At 62.9% G+C, this 25,078-nt stretch carries 23 protein-coding genes; 9 read left to right on the forward strand and 14 right to left on the reverse strand.

The genetic code is table 11. The features are described 5' to 3' along the window. Nucleotides 1-20 precede the first annotated feature (20 nt). The 3 genes from J2X76_RS15825 to J2X76_RS15835 all read right to left on the reverse strand — a co-directional run bounded on the left by J2X76_RS15825 (nucleotide 21) and on the right by J2X76_RS15835 (nucleotide 4,185). Nucleotides 21-1,721, reverse strand: coding sequence for a thiamine pyrophosphate-requiring protein (locus tag J2X76_RS15825; RefSeq protein WP_310217852.1), 1,701 nt, complete (start codon nucleotides 1,719-1,721; stop codon nucleotides 21-23). A gap of 68 nt (nucleotides 1,722-1,789) precedes the next feature. Continuing rightward, nucleotides 1,790-3,253, reverse strand: coding sequence for an NAD-dependent succinate-semialdehyde dehydrogenase (locus tag J2X76_RS15830; RefSeq protein ID WP_310217854.1), 1,464 nt, complete (start codon nucleotides 3,251-3,253; stop codon nucleotides 1,790-1,792). A 140-nt stretch (nucleotides 3,254-3,393) separates the two neighbouring features. Beyond that, nucleotides 3,394-4,185 carry an SDR family NAD(P)-dependent oxidoreductase gene (locus J2X76_RS15835; RefSeq protein WP_310217857.1) on the reverse strand — a complete coding sequence of 264 codons (792 nt, stop codon included), beginning with the start codon at nucleotides 4,183-4,185 and terminating at the stop codon, nucleotides 3,394-3,396. A 288-nt stretch (nucleotides 4,186-4,473) separates the two neighbouring features. On the opposite strand from J2X76_RS15835, the gene J2X76_RS15840 reads away from it, so the two are divergent. The 4 genes from J2X76_RS15840 to J2X76_RS15855 all read left to right on the forward strand — a co-directional run bounded on the left by J2X76_RS15840 (nucleotide 4,474) and on the right by J2X76_RS15855 (nucleotide 7,695). Beyond that, nucleotides 4,474-5,208: an alpha/beta hydrolase gene (locus tag J2X76_RS15840; RefSeq protein WP_310218074.1), complete on the forward strand. Its 735-nt coding sequence runs from the start codon at nucleotides 4,474-4,476 to the stop codon at nucleotides 5,206-5,208. Continuing rightward, entirely contained in the window at nucleotides 5,205-6,365 is a 1,161-nt protein-coding gene (locus J2X76_RS15845) for an LLM class flavin-dependent oxidoreductase (protein ID WP_310217860.1), read from the forward strand. The genes J2X76_RS15840 and J2X76_RS15845 overlap by 4 nt, the downstream gene beginning before the upstream one ends. Before the next feature lie 406 nt (nucleotides 6,366-6,771). Then, entirely contained in the window at nucleotides 6,772-7,014 is a 243-nt protein-coding gene (locus tag J2X76_RS15850; RefSeq protein ID WP_310217863.1) for a hypothetical protein, read from the forward strand. 9 nt (nucleotides 7,015-7,023) lie between these two features. Continuing rightward, complete coding sequence (locus J2X76_RS15855; protein ID WP_310217865.1) at nucleotides 7,024-7,695, forward strand: hypothetical protein; 672 nt, start codon at nucleotides 7,024-7,026, stop codon at nucleotides 7,693-7,695. A gap of 5 nt (nucleotides 7,696-7,700) precedes the next feature. On the opposite strand, the gene J2X76_RS15860 is transcribed toward J2X76_RS15855, so the two are convergent. After that, a complete protein-coding gene (locus J2X76_RS15860) occupies nucleotides 7,701-8,405 on the reverse strand; it encodes a GntR family transcriptional regulator (protein WP_310217867.1) in 705 nt (234 codons plus the stop codon). A gap of 203 nt (nucleotides 8,406-8,608) precedes the next feature. On the opposite strand from J2X76_RS15860, the gene J2X76_RS15865 reads away from it, so the two are divergent. The 5 genes from J2X76_RS15865 to J2X76_RS15885 all read left to right on the forward strand — a co-directional run bounded on the left by J2X76_RS15865 (nucleotide 8,609) and on the right by J2X76_RS15885 (nucleotide 14,568). Further along, nucleotides 8,609-9,220: an NAD(P)H-dependent oxidoreductase gene (locus tag J2X76_RS15865; RefSeq protein ID WP_310217869.1), complete on the forward strand. Its 612-nt coding sequence runs from the start codon at nucleotides 8,609-8,611 to the stop codon at nucleotides 9,218-9,220. 69 nt (nucleotides 9,221-9,289) lie between these two features. Then, nucleotides 9,290-10,414 carry an LLM class flavin-dependent oxidoreductase gene (locus J2X76_RS15870; RefSeq protein WP_310217871.1) on the forward strand — a complete coding sequence of 375 codons (1,125 nt, stop codon included), beginning with the start codon at nucleotides 9,290-9,292 and terminating at the stop codon, nucleotides 10,412-10,414. Between the two features lie 14 nt (nucleotides 10,415-10,428). Further along, on the forward strand, nucleotides 10,429-11,208 hold the full coding sequence (locus J2X76_RS15875) for an alpha/beta hydrolase (RefSeq protein WP_310217873.1): 780 nt from the start codon (nucleotides 10,429-10,431) through the stop codon (nucleotides 11,206-11,208). 275 nt (nucleotides 11,209-11,483) lie between these two features. Then, the gene (locus tag J2X76_RS15880) at nucleotides 11,484-13,835 is read left to right on the forward strand and encodes a xanthine dehydrogenase family protein molybdopterin-binding subunit (protein WP_310217874.1); all 2,352 of its coding nucleotides are present in this window, start codon (nucleotides 11,484-11,486) and stop codon (nucleotides 13,833-13,835) included. Nucleotides 13,836-13,845: 10 nt separating this feature from the next. Beyond that, on the forward strand, nucleotides 13,846-14,568 hold the full coding sequence (locus J2X76_RS15885; protein ID WP_310217877.1) for an enoyl-CoA hydratase/isomerase family protein: 723 nt from the start codon (nucleotides 13,846-13,848) through the stop codon (nucleotides 14,566-14,568). A gap of 50 nt (nucleotides 14,569-14,618) precedes the next feature. Here the strand turns inward: J2X76_RS15885 and J2X76_RS15890 are convergent, their stop codons facing one another. The 10 genes from J2X76_RS15890 to J2X76_RS15935 form a co-directional block, all read right to left on the reverse strand. Then, nucleotides 14,619-15,608 (reverse strand): AraC family transcriptional regulator ligand-binding domain-containing protein, encoded by a 990-nt coding sequence (locus J2X76_RS15890; RefSeq protein WP_310217880.1) that lies wholly within the window; start codon nucleotides 15,606-15,608, stop codon nucleotides 14,619-14,621. A 76-nt stretch (nucleotides 15,609-15,684) separates the two neighbouring features. Next, nucleotides 15,685-16,500: an SDR family oxidoreductase gene (locus J2X76_RS15895; RefSeq protein WP_310217883.1), complete on the reverse strand. Its 816-nt coding sequence runs from the start codon at nucleotides 16,498-16,500 to the stop codon at nucleotides 15,685-15,687. Between the two features lie 104 nt (nucleotides 16,501-16,604). Beyond that, complete coding sequence (locus J2X76_RS15900; protein ID WP_310217886.1) at nucleotides 16,605-17,567, reverse strand: acyl-ACP thioesterase; 963 nt, start codon at nucleotides 17,565-17,567, stop codon at nucleotides 16,605-16,607. Continuing rightward, nucleotides 17,564-18,622, reverse strand: coding sequence for an alcohol dehydrogenase (locus J2X76_RS15905; RefSeq protein WP_310217888.1), 1,059 nt, complete (start codon nucleotides 18,620-18,622; stop codon nucleotides 17,564-17,566). Before J2X76_RS15905 ends, J2X76_RS15900 begins: the two co-directional genes overlap by 4 nt. Before the next feature lie 246 nt (nucleotides 18,623-18,868). After that, nucleotides 18,869-20,023, reverse strand: a complete 1,155-nt coding sequence (locus tag J2X76_RS15910) for an IS4 family transposase (protein WP_310217890.1) — start codon at nucleotides 20,021-20,023, stop codon at nucleotides 18,869-18,871. A gap of 223 nt (nucleotides 20,024-20,246) precedes the next feature. Next, entirely contained in the window at nucleotides 20,247-20,747 is a 501-nt protein-coding gene (locus J2X76_RS15915) for a MarR family winged helix-turn-helix transcriptional regulator (RefSeq protein ID WP_310217892.1), read from the reverse strand. After that, nucleotides 20,744-21,613, reverse strand: a complete 870-nt coding sequence (locus tag J2X76_RS15920) for a fumarylacetoacetate hydrolase family protein (protein ID WP_310217893.1) — start codon at nucleotides 21,611-21,613, stop codon at nucleotides 20,744-20,746. The genes J2X76_RS15915 and J2X76_RS15920 overlap by 4 nt, the downstream gene beginning before the upstream one ends. 28 nt (nucleotides 21,614-21,641) lie before the next feature. After that, the gene (gene gtdA, locus J2X76_RS15925; protein WP_310217896.1) at nucleotides 21,642-22,691 is read right to left on the reverse strand and encodes a gentisate 1,2-dioxygenase; all 1,050 of its coding nucleotides are present in this window, start codon (nucleotides 22,689-22,691) and stop codon (nucleotides 21,642-21,644) included. A 245-nt stretch (nucleotides 22,692-22,936) separates the two neighbouring features. Further along, nucleotides 22,937-23,839, reverse strand: coding sequence for an IclR family transcriptional regulator (locus tag J2X76_RS15930; protein ID WP_310217900.1), 903 nt, complete (start codon nucleotides 23,837-23,839; stop codon nucleotides 22,937-22,939). 59 nt (nucleotides 23,840-23,898) lie between these two features. After that, nucleotides 23,899-24,978 (reverse strand): iron-containing alcohol dehydrogenase, encoded by a 1,080-nt coding sequence (locus J2X76_RS15935; protein WP_310217902.1) that lies wholly within the window; start codon nucleotides 24,976-24,978, stop codon nucleotides 23,899-23,901. Nucleotides 24,979-25,078 lie beyond the last annotated feature (100 nt).

The raw sequence follows: 25,078 nt of genomic DNA on the forward strand, positions 1-25,078 counted from the left end.
CCCCCCATGACCGACGCCCTTTAATAGGAAACCATAACTTCGAGCATGGCCTGCCGGCCGCTCCTGGTCGCGGCAAGCGCCCGCTGCAGCGCCGCCGGCAGGTCGGCACCCGTCTCGACGCGTTCGGCATGGGCGCCATGGGCACGGGCGACGGCGGCATAGTCCGGAGCCGGGTCGAGCGCGGTAATCGGCATGGTGTTGGCGGTCGCGGCGCTGCCGTCCGGATACATGTAGAGCGTCGAGCGGCGCACGGCGTTCCAGATGCCGTTGTTGAAGACGACGGTGAGCAGCGGCAGCTTCAGGGCGGTGGCCGTCTGGTGGCAGGCGACCGGGTTGGCGAACATGTAGGAACCGTCGCCGACGGTGGCGATCACCTGGCGGCTGCGGTCGCCGAGCTGGGCGCCGAGCGCCGCGGTCAGGCCGAAGCCGAGACCGCCCGAAAGCGGCGTCGAGAAGAAGGATTTCGGATGCTTGAACTCCATCACCGACGGGTCGATGCCGAGTTCGTTCACCAGCGTCGTCTTTTCGTCCATGATGTCGGAAATGCAGCGGCTGACATAGGCCGGTGTCATCGGCGAGCCGTTGCCCACGGCAGCGCGCCTGGCGGCGGCTTCGGCCTGGGCGGCCTTCACCTTGGCGCATTTTTCACGGCGTTCGGAGAAGGTTTCGGTTGCGGGCACGCGTTCGGCAAGCGCGGCGGCAAGAGCTGCGATCGTCTTGTTGATGCCGCCGGCAAGCGCGACGTCGATCGGGAAGCTGCGGATCGGCACGCGGCTATGCTGCGGGTCCGGGCCGATGGCGATGACCTTGGCGCCGGCAGCAAGCTCCGTATGGTCGGAGATCCACGGAACGGCGGCATTGATGACGACGACAACGTCGGCTTCCTTCAGGACCTGCGTCGAGTCGCGGCCGATCATCATCGGATGGTCGCTCGGCAGTGCCAGGCGCGTCGCCCACATTTCCACCGTCGGCAGCGCGAATTTTTCGACGAAGCCGGCGAGCGGTTCGAAATCGGTCCCGAGTTCCGGGCTCTGGCTGATGATCAACGGGTTCTTCGCCTTGGCGAGCAGCTCGGCCGCCTCGGCGACCAGTGCCGGATCGGCCGGGCCATAGGTGGTCGGCGAGACCGTCGACCGCTGGCCTGCCTCGATCTCGGCGCCTTCCGCCAGCGCCTCGCGCGGCAGGCTGAGATAGACCGGTCCGCGCGGCTCGCTCATGGCGATGCTTACGGCGCGGTCGATGACGATGCCGGCCTGTTCCGGATAGCGCAGTTCGTAATCCCACTTGACCACTTCACGGATCATGCCGCCCTGGTCGAACATTTCCTGGCCCCAATGGATCGGCGAGGAGCGCGAGCCGAAACGGCCATGTTCGGTGATCGGCGTACGGCCGGAGAACATCATGACCGGCACATTTTCGGAACGGGCGTTGATCAGGCCCATCACCGAATTCGCAAGGCCGACATTGACGTGGACGATGACGCCGGCGGGCTTCGCCGTCATCAGGTAATAGCCGTGCGCCATGCCCACCGCGACGCCCTCATGCGGGATGACGAGCGCTTCCGGCATTTTCAGGCCGGTTTCGGACTGGCGTGCGAATGCCTCGATGATCGACGGAAAGTCGGTGCCGCCATTGGCGAAGAGGACATCGATGCCGGCGGCCTTCATGTGGGTCAGCACAGCCTCGGCGGCAAATGTTCCGGTCGGTTTTTCGTATTTCATGCTGTATCCTCGTGGAAATTCTTGAAAACCCGCTGGGAACTCGTCCTCAGGCGATGCGACTGGGCGGATCAGCTTACGCTGACCGTTTTGGTGACCATGTAGGCCTCGACGCCTTCGATCCCGACTTCGCAACCGTGGCCGCTGTATTTGACCCCGCCGAACGGCGTTTCAGGCATGGAGATGTTGAAGGAATTGATGCCGACCATTCCCGCTTCAAGCGCGTCGGATAGCTTTGCGATCGTCTTGTGCGAATTGGAAAACGCATAGGCCGCGAGACCGTAGGGCAGTTCGTTCGCCTTGGTGACCGCATCGTCGAAATCCGAGAAACGGTTGAGCACGGCGACCGGGCCGAACGGCTCCTCGGTCATGATCCGCGCATCGCTCGGCACATCGGCGAGAACGGTCGGGGCGAAGTAGAAACCCTCGTTGTTGATGCGGTGGCCGCCAGTCAGAAGCTTCGCGCCCTTGGATGTGGCGTCCTGTACCAGCGCCTCGATCGCGTCGCGGCGGCGGCCGTGGACCAGCGGACCCATGCCGCTTGCCGGATCGAGCCCGTCGCCGACCTTGATCTTCGAGGCACGCTCGGCGAAGCCGGCGCAGAAGGCCTCGTAGGACTTGTCCTGCACGTAGAAGCGTGTCGGCGAGACGCAGACCTGGCCGCCGTTGCGGTATTTGCGCTGCACCGACATGTCGAGCGCGGCCGCCTGGTCGGCATCGTCGAAGACGAGCACCGGCGCATGGCCGCCGAGCTCCATCGTGGTGCGCTTCAGGCCCTCGGAGGCCAAGCGGATGAGGTGCTGGCCGACCGCGACGGAGCCGGTGAAGGAGATCTTGCGGATGACCGGCGAGGCAAGCAGGTGGCGCGAGATAAAATCGGGCACCCCGTAGACGACCGCGATGACGCCTGCGGGAACACCCGCATCGAGAAGGCATTGGGCGACGGCTGCAGCCGATGCCGGGGCCTCTTCGCCGGGCTTGTAGATCATCGTGCAGCCGGCGGCGAGCGCCGAGCCCATCTTGCGGGCGGCATTGCCGATGGGGAAATTCCAGGCCGAAAAGCCTGCGGTCGGGCCGACCGGTTCCTTGACCACCTGGAAGCGGGTTTCGCCGATGCGGCCCGGGATGACGCGGCCATAGGTGCGTCGGCCTTCCTCGGCGAACCACTCCATTTCCTCCGTGGCGAAATGGGTTTCCAGCCGCGCCTCGGCGATCGGTTTGCCCATTTCGAGGGTCGCAAGGGTAGCGATTTCCTCCTGCCGATCGTGCATCAGCTGGGCGGCACGTTTCAGGATACGGCCACGTTCGCGAGGGCTGGTGGCGCGCCACAACGGAAAGGCGCGCTTGGCGGCTTCCAGCGCCCCGTCGAGATCCTGCGCCGTCGCATGCGGTACGATGCCGATCGCCTTCTCGGTGGCCGGATTGATGATGGCTTGAGTCTTGCGGTCGCCATTCTCCAGCCAGACACCGTCGATCAGCAGCCGCGCGGAAACGTAGGCATCGGCCGAGGCGGCTGGATTGGTCGCAATGTTCATGTCTTTCCTCCAAGATTGTCAGCCGAATGCAACCGGCATCCATCAGCTGCGGGCTTTTCTCAAACCCGGGTCCCCCATTCCTCATCAAAGGGGATAAAGCAGGGACCCTGATATTGTCAATTCCGACATTTCACACCAGCTCAGATCGCAACCGTCCCGCCATCGATCGGGATCACCGCGCCGGTCATGAAACTCGAAGCCTTCGAAGACAAAAGAAGTGCAAGCCCCATGATCTCGTCGGTCTCGGCGATACGGCCGAGCGGCACGGTGTCGGCAAACGCCTTTTCTATCTCCGGTTCGCGGATGCGGCCGCCGGCGATATTGGTGCGGAAGGGACCGGGGGCGATGCCGTTGACCAGCACGTTATACGGCGCCAGCTCCCAGGAGGCCTGCCTGACCAGATTGACGACGGCGCCCTTGCTGGACGCATAGGCGTAACCGGTCATCGGATCGCCGCGCATGCCGGCGATCGAAGCGATCGCAACGATGCGGCCGCTTTTTTGCTTCTTCATATGCCTGGCGGCCGACTGGATGGCGACGAAGGTGGCGGTGAGGTTGACGTCAACCACCTTGTTCCACAACTCGTCGCTGACATTCTCGATGGCGCCGGCTTCGGTGCGGGAATTCGGCCCGCCGCTGATGCCGGCGTTGGCCACGAGGATGTCGAGATGGCCATGTTTTTCGGCGATGCCATCGATCGTATTGCGCAAGCTCGCGCTGTCGGAGACATCCACCTGGTGACTCTCGGCAGAAAAACCCTGGCCGTTCAGCCATTGATAGGCGGTGGCGAGCGTTTCCGCGTTGAGATCCAGCAGCGCGACATGCGCGCCATTGGCTGCCAGCGTCTTGGTGATCGCCAGACCGAGGCCGCTTGCCGCTCCGGTGACGATTGCCACCTGGCCCTTGAGATCGAACAGTTTTTCGGCTCGCATTTCCGCCTCCCTGCGACCCGGACGAGCATGATCCTCCCCGCCCAAGCGGAGCCTACTTTGTATGCAATTGCCGAAGATGCAAGTTAGAAATTTGCTATTATCAATCAAAATTTGACAGAGTCATATTGACCCGCCTGCCAAGGTTATACAGATTGCCCCTCATTCAGGTCTTTGGGGCGGGTGCCGGGGAGTGCTCGCCATCTGCGGGAAGCAGCGCTTGGGAGGGCGGGAAAACCGATGAGCTTTGCCGAAAGCTTTGAAACCATCAGCGGAACGAAGATCCGGATCATGCGGAAAGGGAAGGGCTCGCCGCTTCTTTTCCTGCACGGTGCGAGCGGAGCTTCGCACTGGTTGCCATTCATGGAACAACTTTCCGAGACCCATGCGGTGATTGTGCCGGAACACCCGGGATTTGGCGTATCCGACAATCCCGAATGGCTCGACAACATCTCGGATCTCGCCTTTTTCTATCTGGATTTCCTCGACCATCTCGGCCTGGACGGGGTGAACCTCGTCGGCACGTCGATCGGCGGCTGGCTGGCGGCCGAGATCGCCATTCGCAATGCGACGAAACTCGCCTCCCTTACCGTCGTGGCGCCGGCCGGCATCCGCGTGAAGGGCGTTCGCAAAGGCGATGTCTTCATGTGGAGCCCGGAGGAGACCGCCCGTAACCTCTTCCACGATCAGGCCTTTGCCGAAGCGATGCTGGCGGCTCCGCCGCCCTCCAAGGAAGCGATGGAAATCCTTCTGAGAAACAAGCTGACCTTCGCAAAGCTCGCCTGGGAACCGCGGTTCCTCAACCCGGATCTGCACAAGTGGCTGCATCGCATTCCGGTGCCGACGCTGATCGTCTGGGGCGACGACGACAAGGCGATGCCGGTCGGTTACGCTCCGGCGTGGCGCGACCTTATTGCGAACTCGCGGCTGGAGATCATCGAGAATTGCGGGCATGCGCCGCAGATCGAAAAGACGGACCGTTTCGTCGAACTGGTCAACGGCTTCATCGGGGAGGTTACGCGATGAAATTCTACTTCATGCACCTCATGCCCTATGCGGATCTCGATCTCTCCTATGACGAGATGCACAATTCCGCCTGGGTCACGTTGCCGAACACCTACTTCGACCCGAAGAAGGGCCACCAGCTCTACAACCGTTATCTGGACGAACTCGAATATGCGGACCAGCTAGGTTTCGACGGGATCTGCGTCAACGAGCACCATTCGAACGCCTACGGGTTGATGCCGATCCCCGGCGTCATGGCGGGCGCGCTCGCCCGCCGCACCAAGAACGTCAAGATCGCCATTCTCGGCCGCGCCCTGCCGCTCTTGAACAATCCGCTTACCGTCGCGGAAGAATTCGCGATGGTCGACAACATCACCGGCGGCCGCCTGATCGCCGGCATGGTGCGCGGCATCGGCGCCGAATACCATTCCTGGGGCGTCAACCCGGCCTTCAGCCATGAGCGGTTCCAGGAAGCCCACGACCTGATCCTGCAGGCCTGGACGCAACCTGGTCCGAGCGTGTTCGAAGGCAAGCACTACAATTTCGACTACGTGAACGTCTGGCCGCGAGTCTACCAGGACAGTCCGCATCCGCCGATCTGGATCCCAAGCCAGGGTTCCAGCGAGACGATCGAATGGGCCGCCCATCCGGACCGCAAATATACCTATCTGCAGACCTTCGCCTCGGTTTCGACCGTCGCCCGCTACATGAAAATGTATAAGGATGTTGCCGCCAGTTACGGCTACGAGGCGACCCCGGAGCAGCTCGGCTGGTCGCTCCCGCTCTATGTGGCCGAGACAGACGAGATCGCCCGCCGCGAAGCCAAGGAGCATATCGAAGCCTTCCTGCAGAAGTTCCTCCGCATGCCGATGGAAATGCTGCTGCCGCCCGGCTACACCTCGGTCAAGTCGATGGTGGGGGCGATGTCGGCCAAGGCCGGCCATGCGATGAAGCAGACGATCGACAGCGTCATCGAGGAAGGCAAGTTCATCTGCGGCAGCCCGGCGACGGTGCGCGAAAGACTGGAGGAGTACCAAAGCCAGATCGGCTTCGGTCATCTGCTCACGCTCCTGCAGTTCGGCACCTTGCCGGCGGAGCTGACCCGCAAGAACATGGAGATCTATTCCAAAGAGGTGATGCCCTATCTTCGCAGCGTAGCAGCCGGCAAAGCGGCTTGAGCGGGTATGGCGGTTTGATGATCTCCATAAGCCTCTCAAGCCTTTGGGCGTAGCCAGACCACCCAAGGTTCAGCTTGATGTGCGATCGCGAATGCCGTCATTGTTGCTCAGGACCGCACCATTGCACCCCCCAGTCGCCGCGGTCTTAGCGGCCGGCGCCCCAAAAAAAGCCGGCCGCTCCCCTGCGGGGCTATACCCCTTGTGCTAGGCCTTTTGGACGAATTGAGGACTGCGCATTGAGGAGTACAATGAAGTCATCCTAAGTCGAGCGTAGAAGAGGTTACGTCTTAGGATAGGCCCGCGCAGGGGGATAAGGCGCGGGCCTTCTTATTTTCCAGCCCAGCAATAAAAAACATGATGCGCTTTGCTTCATTCCGTGCATGTTCGCCACGGGTTGGGGCGAGACATGATTCCAGAAAACGACGACGCGCATTCGGATGATCTTCGAAATGAAGAGGATTGTTCGGAACTCACCGATGGCGAACTTGAAGAGTTTGCCTCTGTGTTGATCGAGGCACTGACATTTCCTCCGCAGCAGGCGACCGGAGACCCACCGGTCCCGTCGCGTCACGCATTCGGCCGTGACGGCGGCCGAGCTTGTGTTTTTCCTCCGCAGTCTGTGTTAGGAGGCATCGACACAAGACAATGAGACATGCCGATGCTTCCCTGGATACAGCTTGACCGCGCAACCATTCCCGGCGAGGGCGGCGAGCTGCGCCTGAAGCAGCGCGGGGCCGAATTCTCGATCATGCTGGGGTCGACGGAACTGATGAACAGCCGGCTCAGCGGTTCGGAAGAGGCGCTTGCGACGCTTTCTTGCGAGCGGATCGCCGGGCGCGGGAATGCCCGCATGCTAATCGGCGGACTCGGTATGGGTTTCACGTTGCGGGCAGCCTTGCAGGCCCTGCCGGACGATACCGGGGTGACGGTTGCGGAACTCGTGCCGGCCGTGGTCGATTGGGCGCGCGGACCGATGGCGGACCTTCATAAGGGGACGCTTGACGATGCGCGTGTCGAAATCCATGTCGGAGATGTCGGCGCATTGATCCGATCGCGGAAGGCCGCCTACGACGCTATCCTGCTCGATGTCGACAACGGCCCCGACGGGCTGACCCGCGCTTCCAACGACAGCCTCTATGACCATGCCGGGCTTCGCGCCGCCAAGGCTGCGCTGCGCGCGCGCGGCGTATTGGCCGTCTGGTCTTCGGCACCCGACGCCGCCTTTACGCGCAGATTGCGGGATGTGGGCTTTGCCGCCGAAGAGATCTATGTGCGGGCCAATGGCAAGCGCGGCGGCCGCCATGTCATCTGGATGGCGACCAACCGGTAAGCGGCCTATCGGCTGTCTTCATGCTCCAGCGAACCCGAAGCGGTCGGCAGCAGTGAGAAGAGGTGGGCGTTCATGGCGGCCTGAGCCCATTCCGGATTGCGGGCCTTCAGCGCCGCGAGGATTTCCCGGTGCTGGGCGTGGGTGCGTCGCGTGCGCACCTCGACCGGTTCGGAATAGCGGTTGAAGATCGAGGCCGGCAGTTCCAGCGACGAGGCAAGGATCTTTTCGAGCCGCGGGCTTTCGGCGGCGGCGGCGATCACCGCGTGAAATTCGGCGTTGAGTTTGTCGAAACCTTCCAGATGTTCGTTCCAGCCCAGTTCTTCGAACTGGGTCTCCATCACCCGCTCCAGCTCCTGCAAGCGTTGCAGGTCGGCTTCCGAAATGCGGGTAGCGGCGCGGCTGGTCGCATGGCCTTCGAGAATGGCGCGCAGCCGAAAGATTTCCACCGCGTCGTCCAGCGAAAAGTCCGCGACGATGCCCCGCCGATAACGTTCGAGCACCACGAGGCCCTCGGCGTTCAGCCGGTTCAAAGCCTCGCGGATCGGGGTGCGGGACACACCGATCGCCGTGGCGAGCTGATTCTCCAGAAGCTTGGCGCCGGAGCGCAGCTCACCGGTGAGGATCAGATGTCGGATGCGGTGATAGGCGGTTTCCACGGCGCTCTGCGTAGCCCCGTCCTTGGTGCCGTCCCTAGTTGTCTCGTTGGTCAAATCGCCACCTTCTCCTTACCTTTCATGATGATGCGGGAAAATATGACAATCGTCCATAGAGGGAGAGCTCCCAAAAGTGTATACCAGTCTGACGAAATGAGTTTGATCATAACGAATATTTCTTGACTTTTGTTCGAAAGGTATACAAATCTTCTTTCGGGATGCCTGACAGGCAATCGGCCTCGGCCGAGGGAGGAGACCTCATGACGCACAGCCACAAGCCCTATATCGTCGGTATCGGCGGCACCCAGCGCCCCGGCTCGAGCTCCGAACTCGCCCTGCGCCATTGCCTCGCCGCGGCCGAAAAAGCCGGCGCGGAGACCGACCTCATCTGCGGTCCGGCGCTTGAGCTGCCGCTCTTTGACCCGGGTGTTGCCCACCGCACGCCGGCCGCACTTCGTCTCCTTCAGGCGCTTCGCCGTGCCGACGGCATCGTGATCGCGACGCCGAGCTATCACGGCGGCATGTCCGGCATGATCAAGAATGCAATCGACTACACGGAAGACATGCGAGAGGACGCCCGTTCCTATTTCGACGGCCGCGCCGTCGGCTGCATCGTCTGCGCCGCCGGCGATCAGGCGCTCGGGGCGACGCTGATCGGCCTGCGCTCGGTCGTGCACGCGTTGCGGGGCTGGCCGACCCCTTATGCGGCGACCATTAAGTCCAACGAAAAGCCTTTCGCCGATGGCAAGCCGGCGCGCCGCGAGGTTGCACAGCCGCTCGAAATCGTGGCCTCGCAGGTGGTCAGATTCGCGGAAATGGCGATGGCAAGCCACATCGAAGACGGCGCGCCGCGTCTCGTCGCCAGCAACTGATCCAGTTTTCAACCGTCATCGTCGGATCCGTCTTTCCCTCATCCGGCGACGGTCCCAGCGGAGCTTTCCATGAAGTTCAACTTCTTTCACCTGATGCCTTATCCCGATTACGACAAGCTGCCGCATGAATGGCCGGTCAGCACGCACGGGATCGACAGCACCCGGATCCAGGCGCTGTACAACGAATATATCGACGAGATGGTCGATGCGGAAAACTACGGTTTCGACTGGGTGGGCTGCAACGAGCACCATTACAGCCCCTACGGCCTGATGTCGAACCCGAACCTGATCGCCGGGGCGCTTGCCCGCCAGACCAGCAAGGCCAAGATCGCCATCGTCGGCAACCTTCTGCCGCTGCTCAACCCGATCCGCGTCGCCGAAGAATATGCGATGATCGACGTCATGTCGGGCGGCCGACTGATCGCCGGTTTCCTGCGCGGCATCCCGCACGAATATATCGCCTACAACATCCCGCCGAGCGAATCCCGCAGCCGCCTGCGCGAGGCGACCGAGCTGATCATCAAGGCCTGGACCGAGGACGAACCCTTCGGCTGGGAAGGCGAGCATTACCAGTTCCCGGCCGTCTCCATCTGGCCGAAGCCGATCCAGAAGCCGCATCCGCGCATCCTGATGTCCGCTAGCAACGCGGAATCGGCGGAGTTCGTCGCCAAGATGCGTGCCATCATGGGTATCACGCTGATCCAGGACCTGAAGATCGCCGCCGGCGCCGTCGACTATTTCAAGAAGACCGCCCGTTCCTACGGCTGGGAGCCGACGCCCGACGACATCCTGGTCGGCCAGCAGATCTGCATCGCCGATACGGACGAGGAGGCCAGGCACCACATGGGAGCCGCCCAGACCTATTTTCACCAGACGCTGATGCGCCCGCAACGCTCCGCCCAGCAGCTCGTGCTCGGCCAGAGCCGTTATTACACCGAGGCCGATGCCGGCGAGAACTTCCAGAAGCGCCTCGCCACCCTGCGCGGCCGCACCGTCGAGGAACAGATCGAAGCGGGTTCGATCATCTGCGGCAGCCCGCAATCGGTCATCAAGCAGATCAAGCGCCTGCGCCAGGAACTCGATTGCGGCCTGCTGAACCTGACCATCAAGGTTGGCAATATGCCCGGCAGCGTCGTCCGTCGCGGCATGGAATTGTTCCGCGACCGCGTCGCCCCCGAAGTCGCCGGCCTGTAAGAGGAGTTTGATCCATGAGCTTTGAATTGAAGACGATCGAGCTTTCGCGGGGCAGGCTCTCCTACCATGTCGGCGGCACGGGTACCCCCGTCGTCTATCTGCATGCCGCCGGCGGGGTGATGCTGACCGAGCCGCTGAAGGCGCTGAAGGCCAGCCACACGGTCTATGCTCCGATCTGCCCGGGCTTCGACGGGACCGAGGGCAACGAAAGTCTGAAGACGGTGCAGGATTGGGTGGCCATGGTCGCCGAGTTCGCGGAAAAGCTGGTTGGCCCGCGTTTCGACGTGATCGGCTCTTCCTTCGGCAGCTGGTCGGCTTTGTGGCTCGCCGCCGAACATCCGAAAATGGTCGACCACCTGATCCTCGGCGTGCCGGCCGGTTTCCGTTTCGATGGCAAGGGTGGTCTGCCTGCCGATCCGGACGCGCGCTTCAAGGCCCTCTACGCCCATCCGCACAAGATCAAATCGGTGCCGAAGTCGCCTGACGTCATGGCCGCCAACGGAAAGACCTATGAGCGCCTCGCCAATGATGTTCAGGTTGACGAGGCGCTCAGTGCGCGCCTGCCGTCGATCGAGGCGGTCACGCTGATCCTGCTCGGTACCGAAGACAAGGTCGTGCCGGCGGAGGCAGGCGCGCACTTGAAGCGCAACATCCCGACCTCGCAGCGCGCCTTCATCTTCGACGCCGCCCATTCGATCGAGGTCGACCAGCCGGAACGCACGCTCCGCCTCTGGACCGACTTTTTGAAGCGCGGCCCCGGCTACGTACTCAATCAGGGGCCTGAGGCCGCCTGACGCCAATCCCTTCCCAGGGAAGCCTGGCCCGGACCTCGGTCCGGGCCTTTTTTCTTGGGGACGTTGCGCTTTTTCTCGCAAGGGCGGCAGGGTTTATCGGTCGTCGAAAAGGGAGGCTCCGAAGATCAATTTCCGTGAGTCATAATTTTCAACATTGACGGATTGTATGTGTCTATTATGAATTGGCTTGCGTTTCGCTTCGCGAGGGCCCAAGAGCTCCGGGCGGAATGCCGCCCTTCAAGAGTATCATCGAGGGCGCGCAAGGGAGGAATGGCATGATCGGCGAAGACGTCAGGCGCAAGGAAGACAACCGGTTGATCACCGGAAAGGGCCAGTATGCCGACGACCTCAAGTTCGAGAATACGGCCTATGCCGCCTTCGTCCGTTCGCCGCATGCCCATGCCATCATCCGCAGCATCGACACGTCGGCCGCCCGCGACATGCCGGGCGTGCTCGCCGTCCTGACCGGCGAGGATCTCGTTGCGGCTGGCATCGCGCCCATCCCGCATGCGATCGGCAGTTCGCAATTCGGCTCCGACATCCGCATCAAGAACCGGGACGGTTCCGAGCGCGCCCGCACCCACCATCAGGCGCTGCCGACCGACCGGGCCCGTTTCGTCGGCGAAGCGGTTGCTATGGTCGTTGCCGAAAGCACCAATCTTGCCAAGGATGCGGCGGAAGCGATCGAGATCGACTGGGAGGAACTGCCCTCCGTCGTGCGCGGCATCGACGCTCTCGAAGAGGACGCGCCGCAACTGTGGGATCACGTGCCCGGCAACAAGGCGATGGACGGCGAGGTCGGCGACAGGAACGGCACCGCGGCAGCCTTCGCCAAGGCCGCCCATGTCCTCGAATTCACCAGCTGGACGCAGCGCGTGACCGGCGTCCATATGGAACCGCGCTCCTCCGCGGCAGAATACGACGCCGAGACCGGCAAGTTCACCATTCATGCCTCCGGCGGCCATGGCGTCGTGATGATGCGCGAGCAGATCGCGGCATCGCTGGGCGTAGACATGGCTTATGTGCGTGTCGTGGCGCCTCGTGACGTCGGCGGCAATTTCGGCACCCGCAACGCCACCTATCCGGAATTCGTGCTGCTCCCCTATGCCGCCAAGCTGACCGGCCGGCCCGTAAAGCACCAGGCGGAGCGCATCGAGGCGTTCCTTTCCGACTTCCAGGGGCGCGACCTGCATGTTCAGGCCAAGCTTGCGCTCGACGAAGACGGCAGGTTCCTTGCCTTCCACTCGGTCAATACCAGCAATATCGGCGCCCACACCGTTTCCTATACGGCCCTCAACAAGGGCATCCAGCTGATGACCAGCCTCTACCGGGTGCCGGTCGCGCATGTGGAATTCCGTGCCGCCATGTCGAACACGGTGCCGACCATCCCCTATCGCAGCGCCGGCCGGCCGGAAGCCATGTACGTCATCGAGCGGATGATCGATCTCGCCGCCCGCAAGTTCGGTTTCGACAGGGTGGAGCTGCGCCGCATCAACATGATCCCCGATGAGGCTTCGCCCTATTCGAACCCGATGGGCGTCACCTACGACAACGGCGAATATATCGCGGCCATGGACAAGGTGCTCGACATGGCCGACTGGAAGAGCTTCGAGGCGCGCCGCGCCGAGGCCCGCAAACGCGGCATGTATCGCGGCATCGGCCTGTCCAACTATATCGAGGGTACCAGCGGCGTGCCGCGCGAGCGCGCCGAGATCACCATCGATCCGACCGCCGGAATCGTCGATGTCGTGATCGGCACCCAGAATACAGGACAGGGGCACGAGACGGCATTTGCCCAGCTCGTCGGCTCCTTCCTCGGCATTTCCCACGAGGTCGTGCAGATCCGCGCCAGCGATACGGATTTCGTCTCGGCCGGCGGCGGTTCCCATTCCGGACGGTCGCTGCGGTTCTCCTCGATCGTCATGCACAAGGCGACCGCCGAGATCATCGAGCGCGGCAGGAAGATCGCCGCCTTCATGCTGAATGTGATGCCGGAAGAGATCGACTTTACCGAGGGTCATTTTCGCGCCCGCGGGTCGAACGGCGTCGTCAGCCTGTTCGAGGCGGCTCAGGCCGCCGAAAACGACCTCGGCCTGCCGGACGAGCTGCAGGGCGTGCTCGCGGCGATTTCCGACGAGACCACACACGGACTTGCCTACCCTTATGGTGCGGCGGTCTGCGAGATCGAGATCGATCCGGAAACCGGCTTCTTCCACATCCCGCGTTATTCGACCGTCGATGACGTCGGCAAGGCGCTGAACCCGATGATCGTCGACGGCCAGACGCATGGCGGCATCGTCCAGGGTGCTGGCCAGGCGCTTTTCGAATGGTCGCATTACGACCGGCAGACCGGCCAGAACCTGTCGGCCACGTTCATGGACTACCAGGTGGCGCGTGCGTCCGATTTCCCGAGCTTCGACACCCATATCAGCGAGGTGCCGGCCAAAAGCCATCCGCTCGGTTTCCGTCCGGGCGGCGAGGGTGGTACGACACCGTCGCTCGGCGTGACGATCAACTCCATCACCGATGCGCTCGCCGATCTCGGCGTCACCCATATCGAAATGCCGGCAACGCCGTCCCGCATCTGGGAAGCGATCCAGGCGGCAAAAGCCAAGCAACAAGAGTGAGGAACAAGCCTTGTCCGAAGTCCTGATCAATACGCGGGGGAACGTCCTCGAGATCACTCTCAACCGTCCCGACAAGGGCAATGCGCTGACGCCCGAAATGGCGCAGGCGATCACCGCCGCGCTGAAATCTTTGTCGCCGGAAACGCGCGTCGTGCTGATACAGGCCAATGGTGCCGATTTCTGCACCGGCCGCAGCGCCGCGATGCCGGCCGCCGGTTCGCGCGTCACCGCGCTCGACCTGCGCAACGCGATCTCCGATCCGGTGCTCGATTTCTATGAGGTGCTGCGCGAGATCCCGGTTCCGTTTATCTCCGCAATCCGCGGCAAGGCCGCCGGCGTGGGCTGCGCCATCGCGGCTCTCGCGGACGTGGCGATCGCCGCCGAAAGCGCCACCTTCCAGGTGCCGGAGATGAACCACGACATCGCGCCGACCCTCGTCTTGAACGCGCTCGCCGACCGGGTTTCCCGCGCCACGCTCGCCCGCATGGTCTTCACCCGCGACGTGATCCCCGCGATCGAAGCAAAAATGCTTGGCATCGTCGGCATTACGATTGCAGACGCCGGTATCGATGCGGAAGTGGAGCGTGTTGTCGGCCAGCTCGAAAAGAACTCGGTCGCCACCATACGCGGCATCAAGGCCTTCCTCTCGATGAGCCCCGAAACCTCCTTCGCATCGCGCAAGGAGCTGGCGGCGCTGATCAACTGCGTGGCGACGGCAGAGAAATTCCGGTGAGACGGATCTGGGGCGGAATCGCTGCCCGCCGCGCCGTGGGCAACAAGAAATCAGGCGTGCTGCCGGATACTGTCGGGCGTTTTCCCCGTCCAGCTCCTGAAAGCCCGATAGAAGGAATTCGGCTCGTCGAAGCCGAGGAGGAATGAAATCTCCGAGGCCGGCAGGGCCGTCTTTTCCAGATAGTGGCGTGCCAGTGCTTCCCGCGTCTCCTTCAGGATCTGCTGGAAGCTCGTCCCCTCGGCTTCGATCCGGCGCTGGAGCGTGCGCTTGCTCACCGCCAGTTTGCTGGCGACGGCCTCCATGGTCGTCAGGCCGCTCGGGATGGCTTCGTGAAGCGCCGCCCGGACCCGTCTGGCGACGCTCACCGATGCGTCGAGATCCGCCAGTCGCTGGCGCAGGTCCGGCTCGAACGCCGCCCAGAGAGGCTCGTTCGACGTCAGGAACGGGCGAACCGCATCGGATTTTGTAAACCGGACCATATGACGGGGGCCGCGGCGGAGACGAGAGCCCAGGAATTCTTCATAGGGCCCGAGCTGCGGCGGCAGTTCCGTCGTCGTGACCTCGACCGGAGAGATCGACGCGCGCGTGCCGGTTCGGGCAAGAGTGACGCAAAAGAGCAGTTCCATTGTCACCAGCGACACCGGAGGGCGGAGCGGCCCGTCGAGCCAGACGAATTCGATGGTCAGCACGTCTCGCTCGTCGCGCACGTCCATCTGCATCGGGCCGATGAGCTTCTTGTATTTGGCGACGCGCTGGGCAGCCACAAGCAGATTGGGGCTGCAGAGGGCCGCGAACAGGGGCGGCGAGAAGGATTCGGCGCGCACGGCTTCGCAGACCCGAATGGGAAAAAGCGGGTCACCTTTTTCCTGCTCGGCACTGTCCCAGAGACGATAATAGGCCGCCGGCTCAAGCCGCACCGAAGGCTGGTGCAGCAAATCGTCCGGCAGGTCGGCACGGCGCAGCACATTCGCCGGCAAGACGCCGAGGTCCGCGAGCAATGTGCGCCAGGTCGTGTCGAGGGCGTAGGTGAGCGTCTGCATAAGGAACCTTAGAATCCAGCCGCGCCGGTTGTCCATCGCCCCGCGCACGGAATGGCGCGGAGCGATAGGAGGATTGTCAAAGCCCGAATTGCGCCTTCATGCCCCCAAAGAAGGTCGCATCGTCGGAAGCCGCCCGGCTTCCGAGAATCTGAACTGCGTCCGCGCCGGCCGCATAACGAAGGTGGTCGGTTCCGTCAGTGGCGGCGCCGTAGATCACCTCGGCCACGAGTTCAGGCTCGGAGGCATTCTCCATCATCGGGCCGAAGAAGCCGAACAGCGACTGTACGAGCGGCTGGTATTCGGCAAGACTCTCATCATTGCTCATGTCGAAAGAGCGGCCCCCGAAGTCGGTCCTGATGCCGCCCGGTTCGATGACCTTGACGGTGATGCCCAGCGGCGCGAGTTCGTATTGCATCGACTCCGACAGGCCTTCCACGGCGAATTTCGTGCCGTGATAGAGCGTGCCCAGCGGGAAGGCCATGCGGCCGCCGATCGACGAGATGTTGACGATGGTCCCGCTGCGATTGGCGCGGAAGTGAGGCAGCAAGGCCTGTGTCGTCGCCAGCAGGCCGAGGACGTTGACATCGAACTGGCGACGGATTTTTTCCAGAGGCGTCGCCTCGAGCGGACCATAGGCGCCATAACCCGCATTGTTCACCAGGGCGTCGATGCGCCCGAACCTGGCGATCCCCGCGTCAATTGCCGAGCGGATCGAGGATATGTCCTGAACGTCCAGACGGGTGACCAGCACGTTATCGAGCTTCGTGAGTTCGGCCTCCCGCTCGGGCGCCCGCATCGTCGCGATGACATTCCAGCCCTTCTCATGGAAGAGCTTGGCGGTGGCGCGCCCGAGGCCGCTGGACGTGCCGGTGATGAGGATGGTTTTGGTCATAGGTATTCTCCTTCGTGTTGATGAACACGAAGGTATGGACAGACGGCGCTGCCCGCACTGGCGAGAGATGCCAATCGACTATCGGATCGCGCCAAGCCGCTGCGTCAGAGCGCCAACCCATCGGTGACCAACGGAGCCAGCGCCTCCGTGGCGGCCGGCGAGATCGGCACGATTGCCCGCGCATCGAGATCGAACACGACAGCGACCGACTGCATCGTGCCGAACACCCGGCCGCTGAACGGGTCGACCATCCAGAAGATCAGCGACATGACCCGCTGGTCGGTCTTCTGCAGCCCGCCCCAGATCTCGAAACAGTCGCCGACGCGCGGGGTTTCGCCATAGAGGATGCGGAATTCCAGCACCGCTCCGCCGACCTTGCCGGGCGGTGTTTCGGCATGTTTGCTGACGAGTTCGCGGATCGGCCCGGTGAGCTGCTTTACCCCGCCGCCGACGGCGCCGATGAATTTCTGCGGGCCGAGCCGGTTGAAGGCGTCGCAGGCCTCCCGTTCGATCAGGCTCATCGCGGTGCGTTTCAGGTCAAGCGAAATGGCCCGGTCGCGGGAAGCGCTGATCGTCACCGGTTCGTCGCTGGCGCCGCGGGCGAGAGCTTCCTTGGGCGCCGCGACCAGCGCAGCGGAAACCTTTTCGCGGAAAGCTGCCGGCCAGGGACAGGGCGTCTTGAGGTCGGCCGTCTCCAAATGGGTCAGCCGCACCCGGAAGGTGGCGGCCAGCTGGCCGGAATGGCTGTTGTACAGCATCAGCACTGCAAACGCGGTCGTTTCGCCGACATCGAGGAAGCCGGCGGTCATATGCAGCGACGTGCCCGCATGGGCTTCGCGATGAAAGCGGATGTGGTGCTCGTTATAGGCGATCGTGGTGGCCGACGTCGGCGAGAGCAGGCCGGGGAGGCCGTTGAAGCCGAAGAGTACCGCCAGGCCCTCGTTGGCACGGGCGACATAATACTGGGTGTTCCAGTGGGCGTTCTCGTCCACTTCCCACTGGCGTACGCTGCCGCGCCAGACCTCGATCATCGGGGTTTCGATCATTTCGGCCCGTGGCTCTGTCACGCAGGCTCCTCCTTGAGAACGATACGTCCCTTGACGGCCCCCTTGGACAGCCGGCTCATCGCGTCATTGATCGATGATTTCGGCACGGCCTCGTAGGGGATGGTGTCGAGTTTTCCGCTTTTTGCGAGTTCCACCAGATCGCGCAGTTCCTGCAGCGTGCCGGTAATGCTGCCGATCAGGCTCAAGCCTCCCTGCGCCATGCGCATGGTCGGGACCGTCAGCTGGCCGCCGAACATGCCGACCATGATGATGCGGCCGCCCCGCGCCAGCGCCGGGAAGGAAAAGGCCGCCGTCTGGCTGTTGTTGACGAAATCGATGATGGTGCGCACCGGCCGGCCCACCGCATCGACGAGGTTTTTCGTCACGTCCTCGCCGGTCGCAAGCACGGTTTTGTGGGCGCCGGCATCCGTGGCGATCTTCAGCTTCTCTTCCGAGACGTCGGCGACGACGATGTTTTGGTGCCCGAGCGCCTTGAGGATGACGATGCCGCTGAGGCCCAGCCCGCCGGCACCCACCACGACGATCGCCTCGTCGGGCGCGACCGGCATGGCTTTCCTGATCGCCGAATAGGCGGTGAGGCCCGAACAGGCATAGGTCGCGGCAAGCGCCGGATCGAGATCGCCGATGTCGATGAGATAGCGGCTGTGCGGCACCACGACATGGCTGCCGAAACCGCCGGGCCTGCGCATGCCGAGCGGCCGGCCCTGCATGCAGAGATTTTCCTGGCCCGCGCGGCAGGCTTCGCATTCGCCGCAACCAAGCCAAGGATAGACGAGCCTGACATCGCCGATCTCGACGCCGGTGACGTCCGGGCCGATGGCGGTAACGGTGCCGAGGATTTCATGGCCAAGGGTGAGCGGGTGCTTCATGCCGATGCTGTCGATCGACACCTTTTTGTCGCCCATGTCGAAAACGCCCTTCCACAGGGTCAGGTCCGAATGGCAGAGGCCGCAATGGGACACCGAAACCACGACTTCGCTCCCCGTTGGCTGCGGGTTTGCCTCCTCGACCTCCCGCAACACTTCCGACGCCTCGAATACCTTCCATGACCGCATGATACCGCTCCTCCCAGATGCATGGAAAGACGTATCAGGTCGCCTGTTATGTGGCAATCGGGGAAATGGTGGTTGAGTTGGGGGATGTGGGCCGTTACCTGAAATTGGCGGGCGGCGGCCCCAGGCACTGCCGTCTTCCTCGGGCTTGACCCGAGGATCCACCGCCGCGTCTGCGGCGAAGAGACCCTTTTCGCGCGAAGGACTTCGCGTGGATGGATCCTCGGGTCGAGCCCACTGGTGTCCGGTTTAACCTGCGGTGATTGGCAGTGATAATTGTCTGGGATCTGCTTTGGTGCTTGCGGACGGTCTTCGCAGGGCCCCGATGGCCCTGCGATGCATGATGTTAAGGCGCACGAGCCTTGAGAATGCGAGCGGCTGAGCGATGTCTTTCTGGGCTGCCTGGGCCATTCGCAGCAGCAGATAGGCGATGAGCGCGACGAAGACCTGGATGCGTACGGCATTCTCCGACGTCCCGAGAAAGTGCCGGATCTTCAGGTTCTGCTTGATCCATTTGAAGAAGAGTTCGATCTGCCAGCGCTGCTTGTAAAGGTTGGCGATCTCGACTGCCGGCGCGTCGAGGTCGTTGGTGACGAGGCGGATGACCTTGCCGGTCCTGATGCGGACGGCGATCTCGCGCACCGGGTCCTTAAAGGGGTTTTGGCGGGAACCGGCAAGCCTTTGCGGCAGGAGCCCGATCCTGTCGAAGACAATGCCCGCAGCCTCGTCGGCTGGCTGTTCGGCTATCGTGGCGACGAGCGTATTGGTCTTCAGCCTGGTAACGAAACGGGCGCTCTTTCTATCGATCTCGGCCCACCAGGCAAAATCGTAATAGGCAAGATCAAAGACATAGGTGACGCCCGCAGCAATGTCGATCGCCCTGGCCGGGATGATGTCGTTCGTCCTCTGACCGGTCATCGTCATGGCGAGTGGCGCGTCGGCGTGCGGATCGTAGCAGACATGCAGTTTGATGGCCCGCTTGCCACCAACCATGTCGGCCCAGCCGCCATACAGCGAGGAGACCTGGACGCGTGTGGCGTCCAATATGCGCATCGTATCGCCGATATGACGGCGTATGTTTCGACTGGCACGGGCAGCCATGACGGAGAACAGATCGGCAAACAGGGCTGCCGGGCGCTTGGCATTGGCGTCCGCCAGCGTGGCACGGGCCACACTGCGAGCGCCCAGATGATAAAGCTTCGCCTCGTGGCTGAGCAAGCCGGCTTCGATCTCGCGCAGGCTGGCAGCGCCCGACAGCTGGCCAAAAAGCAGTGCCAGGAACTGCGACTTCGCCGTCAGCCGCCGCACCCGGCGGTCAGCCTGATGCTTGTCCACAAGACGGTCGAACACCGCCCAGGGAATATGCTGTTGAAGCTGGTGAAAAACGCTATTCTCATGCCGCATGACATTGATCTCCTATTCGTGTCCACAACGCCGCGAAACGTCTGGAAGCGAATAGAATCAATGTCATGCAACCTGTCCAGATAGTTTAACCGGACAGCAGTGGGTCGAGCCCGAGGATGACGACGGAGAGGTAGGATGACCGCCGAGAGGTTCGACTAGCTCTCATTATGGATAGGAGAACTGAGGCAGCAGGGCGCCTCGTTCCTACGCAGCCATGGGGCCGCTACTCCGCCTTCTCCTGGCCCTCGATCGCGACCTCTGCCCCGGCGATCGCCTTGTCCAGCAGCTCCAGAAATGTCTGCCGTTCCTCCACGGAGAGAAACCGCAGCAGATCCGCCTCGTGCTGCGGCATCGAGCTTTCCACCAGCGCCGCAGCCTCGAGCCCGGCCCTGGTAAGCCGCAGTTCGTAGACGCGGCCGTCATCGGCAGCGCGGTCGCGTTCGACGAGTTTCTGGGCGATGAGAGGGGTGAGCGTCTGGACCAGTGTCGGCGGCTCGATGCGCAGCCGCCGGGCGAGCGCGATCTGGCTGATGCCGGGGTAACGGCGGATCAGCAGCAGCACGCCACCCTGTACAGGCGTGACCGCAAGCGAGCGGACCCTGAACCAGTTCTGCCAATGGCTGCCGAACAGCGACTGCAGGCGGCGGATGCGGATGCCGACAACACCGTCGAGAAGGACGGTACGGCCATCCTCCCCCTCAGGCGTATTCGGTTCCGAACTCATTTCCTGTCCCAGTTGCCATAGACCTTCACGTCCATCGACCCGATGCCCTGGAACGTCCCATGCAACACGTCACCGGGGGCGATCGGGGCGACGCCTTCCGGCGTGCCGGTCATGATGATGTCGCCCGGATAGAGCGTATAGGCCTTGCTGGCAAATTCGATCAGCTTCTGGACGTTGAAGATCAGCATGTTGGTGTTCGACTTCTGGCGGCTCTCGCCGCCGATCGTCAGTTCGAAGTCGAGATTGTTCGGATTCGGGATCTCGTCCGCGGTCACCACATAGGGGCCGAGCACGCTGAACGTATCGAGCGACTTGCGGTAGCTGCGCTCTTCCGGGCCGCGGATGGTGATGTCATAGCAGATCGCATAACCGGCGACGTAATCCAGCGCATCCGCCTCCGAGACGCGAAAAGCCTTTTTGCCGATGATGACGGCGAGTTCGATCTCGTGGTCGGTGCGGCGGTCGGCCCAGTCGACGACAACGCCTTCCGAGGGGCCGATCAGCGAGCTTACCGCCTTCAGGAACACACCGGCCTCGGCGATCGGCTTGATCTTCATGCCGTGATGCAGCTGGTCGCTGTCCAGTACTTCGTCGAGATGGAGCCGGTAGTTGACAGGCGCGCCGACGATCTTGCCGGGATTGGCGATCGGGCTCAGAAGCGCGACATCTGACAGCGGCTTCGACGGCGCGGTCTTGGCCATCTCTTCCATCACCGGCCGCAGCTCGGCGAAATGCGCCATGAACTGGTCGCCATGCGGGAAGGGGTAACGATAGTTCGGCAGGCGATCGAGGACGGCGGTGACATCCTTCACCTGATCGCCGACGACCACGCCGAGACGATTATCGTCGTAGCGGCAAAAACGCATGAGTTCTCTCCCTGATCCTGGTGTTCGCTCAGACGCGGGTGCGGTCTTCGCGGAAGTAACCGAGCTTCTCCTGGGCCACGCGGTCGGAGAAGCAGAATACGACGACATCCTCATTCGCCTTGAACGAGCGCCACGACCAGCCGGGCACAACGATCACGTCCTTCGGTCCGAAGTCGAAGGTTTTCGCGCCTATGGTGATGGTGCCCGTGCCTTCGGCAATGCACATGACGATATGGTCCGTGGAGCGGATCTTTGCCGTTTCCATGCCCTTCGGGAAATGGCTGAGCCAGGCGGACATGGTCGGCATCGTCCAGCCACCGTCGAGCGGATTGGCATAACGCAGCGTGGTGCCAATATGGGCATCGACCGCTTCGCCGCGCGAGGCTCGATAAAGCGCCTCGCGGCTGCGCTCATAGGGATAGTTGAAGATCGGCGTCGTCTGGCCATAGGGGTTCGTGCCGCCGATCGGCAGCATGCCGGAGCCGAAACGGGCAAGCGCGTCACCCTCCGGCCGAAGGAGTTCCTGTTCGGTGTCGTTGGAATCCTCGCGGAACACGGCTTCGAAGAAAGCGATCATCGGCACGTCGAGACCGTCCAGCCAGGCGGCCGGGTCGGTGCCGTCATTGCCGTGGTCATGCCAGGCCCAGACGGGAGTGATGACGAAATCGCCAAACGCCATGCGGGTGCGCTCGCCTCCGACAGTCGTATAGGCGCCCGAACCTTCCAGCATGAAGCGCAGAGCAGAAGGCGTATGGCGGTGGGCGGGCGCCACCTCGCCCGGCATGATGATCTGGATGCCGGCATAGAGCGTGGATGTGGCGCGCGACTGGGCCGGGAAGGCCGGATTTTCGAGGATCAGCACCCGGCGCTCGGCCTCTTCGGCGGTCAGCAGGCTGCCGGATTCGAGGATCAGCGGGCGGATGTCGTCGTAACGCCAGCGATGCGGCTGCGCCTTGGAAGTCGGCTCCGGCGGAAGCATGCCCTTCATCACTTCCCAGAGAGGTGCCATGTTGTGAGGCTTGATCCGGGCGTAGAACTCATCACGTTTCGCAACGGTGGCTGCATCGACCTCGCGCATGAAATCCTCCTCCTTGGCTCCTCCAGCCGGAGATCGTAAGGTATACTAATTATTTTGATGGCGTCAATTGTTTGGCAGGCGTCGAAGGAAACTGGTTTTCCCTCCGGGAGGTCAGCAACGCAGCCACCCTGGGGTCTTCAGGGGAAGGAGAGGGACAGGTGATCTTAAATCTCCTCCCTTGTGGAGCGGGACCGGCAGGCGGGAGGGGTTTTCTTGCAGAGAATGAAGTTTCCCGCCTTAATTGATTACCGCCCCGCGGCGCTCTTCGCCCGCGTCGGCTTCGGTGCCACAGGCGGCGTATCGTCGTCCTCTCTCTTCGTCCCCCGGCCCGGCGCCCCGAGCCGTTCGGAAAGCCGATGCGCGGCGGCCAGCAGAGCTTCGATAGTCGGTTTCTTGCGGGGGCCGGCGAGCTGTTTGTCCGAGCCGAGCACGGTCATGGTCGCGACGATCCGGCCACTATAGTCGAAGACGGGTGCGGCGATGGCCGCGAAACTTGAGTTGATGCTGTTGACGGTCATCGCATGCCCCTGCTTGCGCACGGTCTCGATGATGGTCTGGATGTCCTTGGCGGTTGTGATGCGTGGCGCAAGCGAGGCCTTGTCGTCCGCCGCATCTCGCTTGGCTGCGGCGATCTCGTCCTGGCGCACCGCCATGGTCTCGCTCTCGTCGAGATAGCTGAGGAAGACCTGACCGGTCGCCGAGGTCAGAAGCGGGAGCACGTAGCCGAGGCGCACGGCAAGCGAGCCCTGCCGCTCGCCATCCACCTTGGAGACGATGCCCGGGCCGCGATCGCCCCAGAGGGAAAGATAGGTGGCGAAACCGGCGGTGCGCTGCAGTGCTGCGAGTTCCTCACGCGCGAATTCGACCACATCGAGCTGGCGGATAGCCGACAGGCCGAGTTGGATCGCGAAACGGCCAAGCCCGTAATGGCCTGTGACCGGATCCTGGAAGGCGACGCCCTCCTTGACGAAACTGACGAGATAGAGATGCGCCTTGCTGGGCGGCATGCCGGCTGCGGCGGCGATATCGCGCAGCGGCAGCGGGCCGTTGGCCGCTTCCATCGCGCGGATGACCTGGAAGCCGACCTCGATCGACTGAATGCGGCGCTGGGTCCACTCCTCCGGCGCCTTGGCCTTATCTGACGGCATCCTAAATCCCCTGTGTTCCCAGACAATTATATTTATATTTGCAGCAGGTCGAGCCTACTTTAAGCGTAGTTTTCCACAGCCCGGAAGGCGGCGGCGAGGTCGTTCGCGTCGAGCATCCGCTCCTGATTGACCAGGAAGGGGCTTTTTGCGCATCGGGCGGCAAGCCTGTCGATCGCCGCCTCGCCGGCTTCCGGCAGACCGAGCGCAGAAAGCCGGCGCGGCATGCCGATCTCGTCATAGAAGGAAAACAGCGTCTCGAGTTCGTCTTCCGAGCGGCCCTCGGCGAGGGCCTGCACCAGTGTGCCATAGGCGGCATGTTCGCCATGCAGGGAGTGTTTCCGAACCGGCTCGATCGCACCGAGTTCGGTCGCAACGGCATGGGCGATGGAGAGACCGGTATTTTCGAACGCGACGGCGCTGAGCCAGAGGATCGCTTCGACGACGGCTTCGAGATCCGGTGTCACGTCCCCGGTGCCAGCCACCCGCATGGCGCCCGGCGCGTGTTCGAGCAGCATGCGGTAGCAGATATCGCCGAGCATCACACCTGTCTTCAATGGCCGCGTGCCCTGCTTTGAGAGGCCGGTGCCCTTCCAGGCGCCTTCCGTCTCGAATTTCGCCGTCAGCGCATCGCCGATGCCGCCGAGCAGCAGCCGGGCAGGGGCCTTTGCGATGATCGCCGTATCGACGATCACGAAGGCGGGGTTCTCGTCCATCTGCTCGACAGCGATCATCGTGTGCTGGTCGTCGTAGATGACGATGCCGCGGGTCGACGGCGCATCCGTGGAGGCGACCGTCGGCACGCTGACGAAGGGCAGGCCGGTGCGGCGCGAGACACCCTTGGCGACATCCAGAGTGCGACCGCCGCCGATGCCGACCACCACTTCACCGCCCTTGGCGCGCGCCAGTTCGGCCAATCGGTCCATTTCCTTGTGGGTGACGTCCGCATCGAAGGGGATGACGGTCGGTGAAATGTCCTGCCGGCTCAGCGTCTCGACCAGATCCCTTTCGACAAGGGGAAGCACGGCCGAATCGCAGATCGCCACGACCGAACGGCCGAGCGTCGCTGCCTTTTCTCCAAGCTGGCTGAGGGCTCCCGGGCCTTGAATATAGAAGGCCGGCGCCCGGAATATACGTGTCATGCCTCCCCCCGGACCGCGATACGCCGAATGCCGTACAACATTATCAAAGAAATGGCGATTTGCTAAGGTCGTATGGACAGGGAAGAGGGAGGCTTTACGG

Source organism: Neorhizobium sp. 2083 (assembly GCF_031455615.1).
GTDB lineage: Bacteria > Pseudomonadota > Alphaproteobacteria > Rhizobiales > Rhizobiaceae > Neorhizobium.

Excerpts from the sequence above, each read along its gene's own strand:
- J2X76_RS15875 (WP_310217873.1), top strand. The coding sequence starts at position 10,429 with ATGAGCTTTGAATTGAAGACGATCGAGCTTTCGCGGGGCAGGCTCTCC.
- J2X76_RS15850 (WP_310217863.1), top strand. The coding sequence starts at position 6,772 with ATGATTCCAGAAAACGACGACGCGCATTCGGATGATCTTCGAAATGAA.
- J2X76_RS15835 (WP_310217857.1), bottom strand. The coding sequence starts at position 4,185 with ATGCGAGCCGAAAAACTGTTCGATCTCAAGGGCCAGGTGGCAATCGTC.
- J2X76_RS15865 (WP_310217869.1), top strand. The coding sequence starts at position 8,609 with ATGACGCACAGCCACAAGCCCTATATCGTCGGTATCGGCGGCACCCAG.
- J2X76_RS15890 (WP_310217880.1), bottom strand. The coding sequence starts at position 15,608 with ATGCAGACGCTCACCTACGCCCTCGACACGACCTGGCGCACATTGCTC.
- J2X76_RS15870 (WP_310217871.1), top strand. The coding sequence starts at position 9,290 with ATGAAGTTCAACTTCTTTCACCTGATGCCTTATCCCGATTACGACAAG.
- J2X76_RS15935 (WP_310217902.1), bottom strand. The coding sequence starts at position 24,978 with ATGACACGTATATTCCGGGCGCCGGCCTTCTATATTCAAGGCCCGGGA.
- J2X76_RS15845 (WP_310217860.1), top strand. The coding sequence starts at position 5,205 with ATGAAATTCTACTTCATGCACCTCATGCCCTATGCGGATCTCGATCTC.
- J2X76_RS15825 (WP_310217852.1), bottom strand. The coding sequence starts at position 1,721 with ATGAAATACGAAAAACCGACCGGAACATTTGCCGCCGAGGCTGTGCTG.
- J2X76_RS15840 (WP_310218074.1), top strand. The coding sequence starts at position 4,474 with ATGCGGAAAGGGAAGGGCTCGCCGCTTCTTTTCCTGCACGGTGCGAGC.
- J2X76_RS15930 (WP_310217900.1), bottom strand. The coding sequence starts at position 23,839 with ATGCCGTCAGATAAGGCCAAGGCGCCGGAGGAGTGGACCCAGCGCCGC.
- gtdA (WP_310217896.1), bottom strand. The coding sequence starts at position 22,691 with ATGCGCGAGGTCGATGCAGCCACCGTTGCGAAACGTGATGAGTTCTAC.
- J2X76_RS15830 (WP_310217854.1), bottom strand. The coding sequence starts at position 3,253 with ATGAACATTGCGACCAATCCAGCCGCCTCGGCCGATGCCTACGTTTCC.
- J2X76_RS15855 (WP_310217865.1), top strand. The coding sequence starts at position 7,024 with ATGCTTCCCTGGATACAGCTTGACCGCGCAACCATTCCCGGCGAGGGC.
- J2X76_RS15880 (WP_310217874.1), top strand. The coding sequence starts at position 11,484 with ATGATCGGCGAAGACGTCAGGCGCAAGGAAGACAACCGGTTGATCACC.
- J2X76_RS15910 (WP_310217890.1), bottom strand. The coding sequence starts at position 20,023 with ATGCGGCATGAGAATAGCGTTTTTCACCAGCTTCAACAGCATATTCCC.
- J2X76_RS15920 (WP_310217893.1), bottom strand. The coding sequence starts at position 21,613 with ATGCGTTTTTGCCGCTACGACGATAATCGTCTCGGCGTGGTCGTCGGC.
- J2X76_RS15915 (WP_310217892.1), bottom strand. The coding sequence starts at position 20,747 with ATGAGTTCGGAACCGAATACGCCTGAGGGGGAGGATGGCCGTACCGTC.
- J2X76_RS15905 (WP_310217888.1), bottom strand. The coding sequence starts at position 18,622 with ATGCGGTCATGGAAGGTATTCGAGGCGTCGGAAGTGTTGCGGGAGGTC.
- J2X76_RS15895 (WP_310217883.1), bottom strand. The coding sequence starts at position 16,500 with ATGACCAAAACCATCCTCATCACCGGCACGTCCAGCGGCCTCGGGCGC.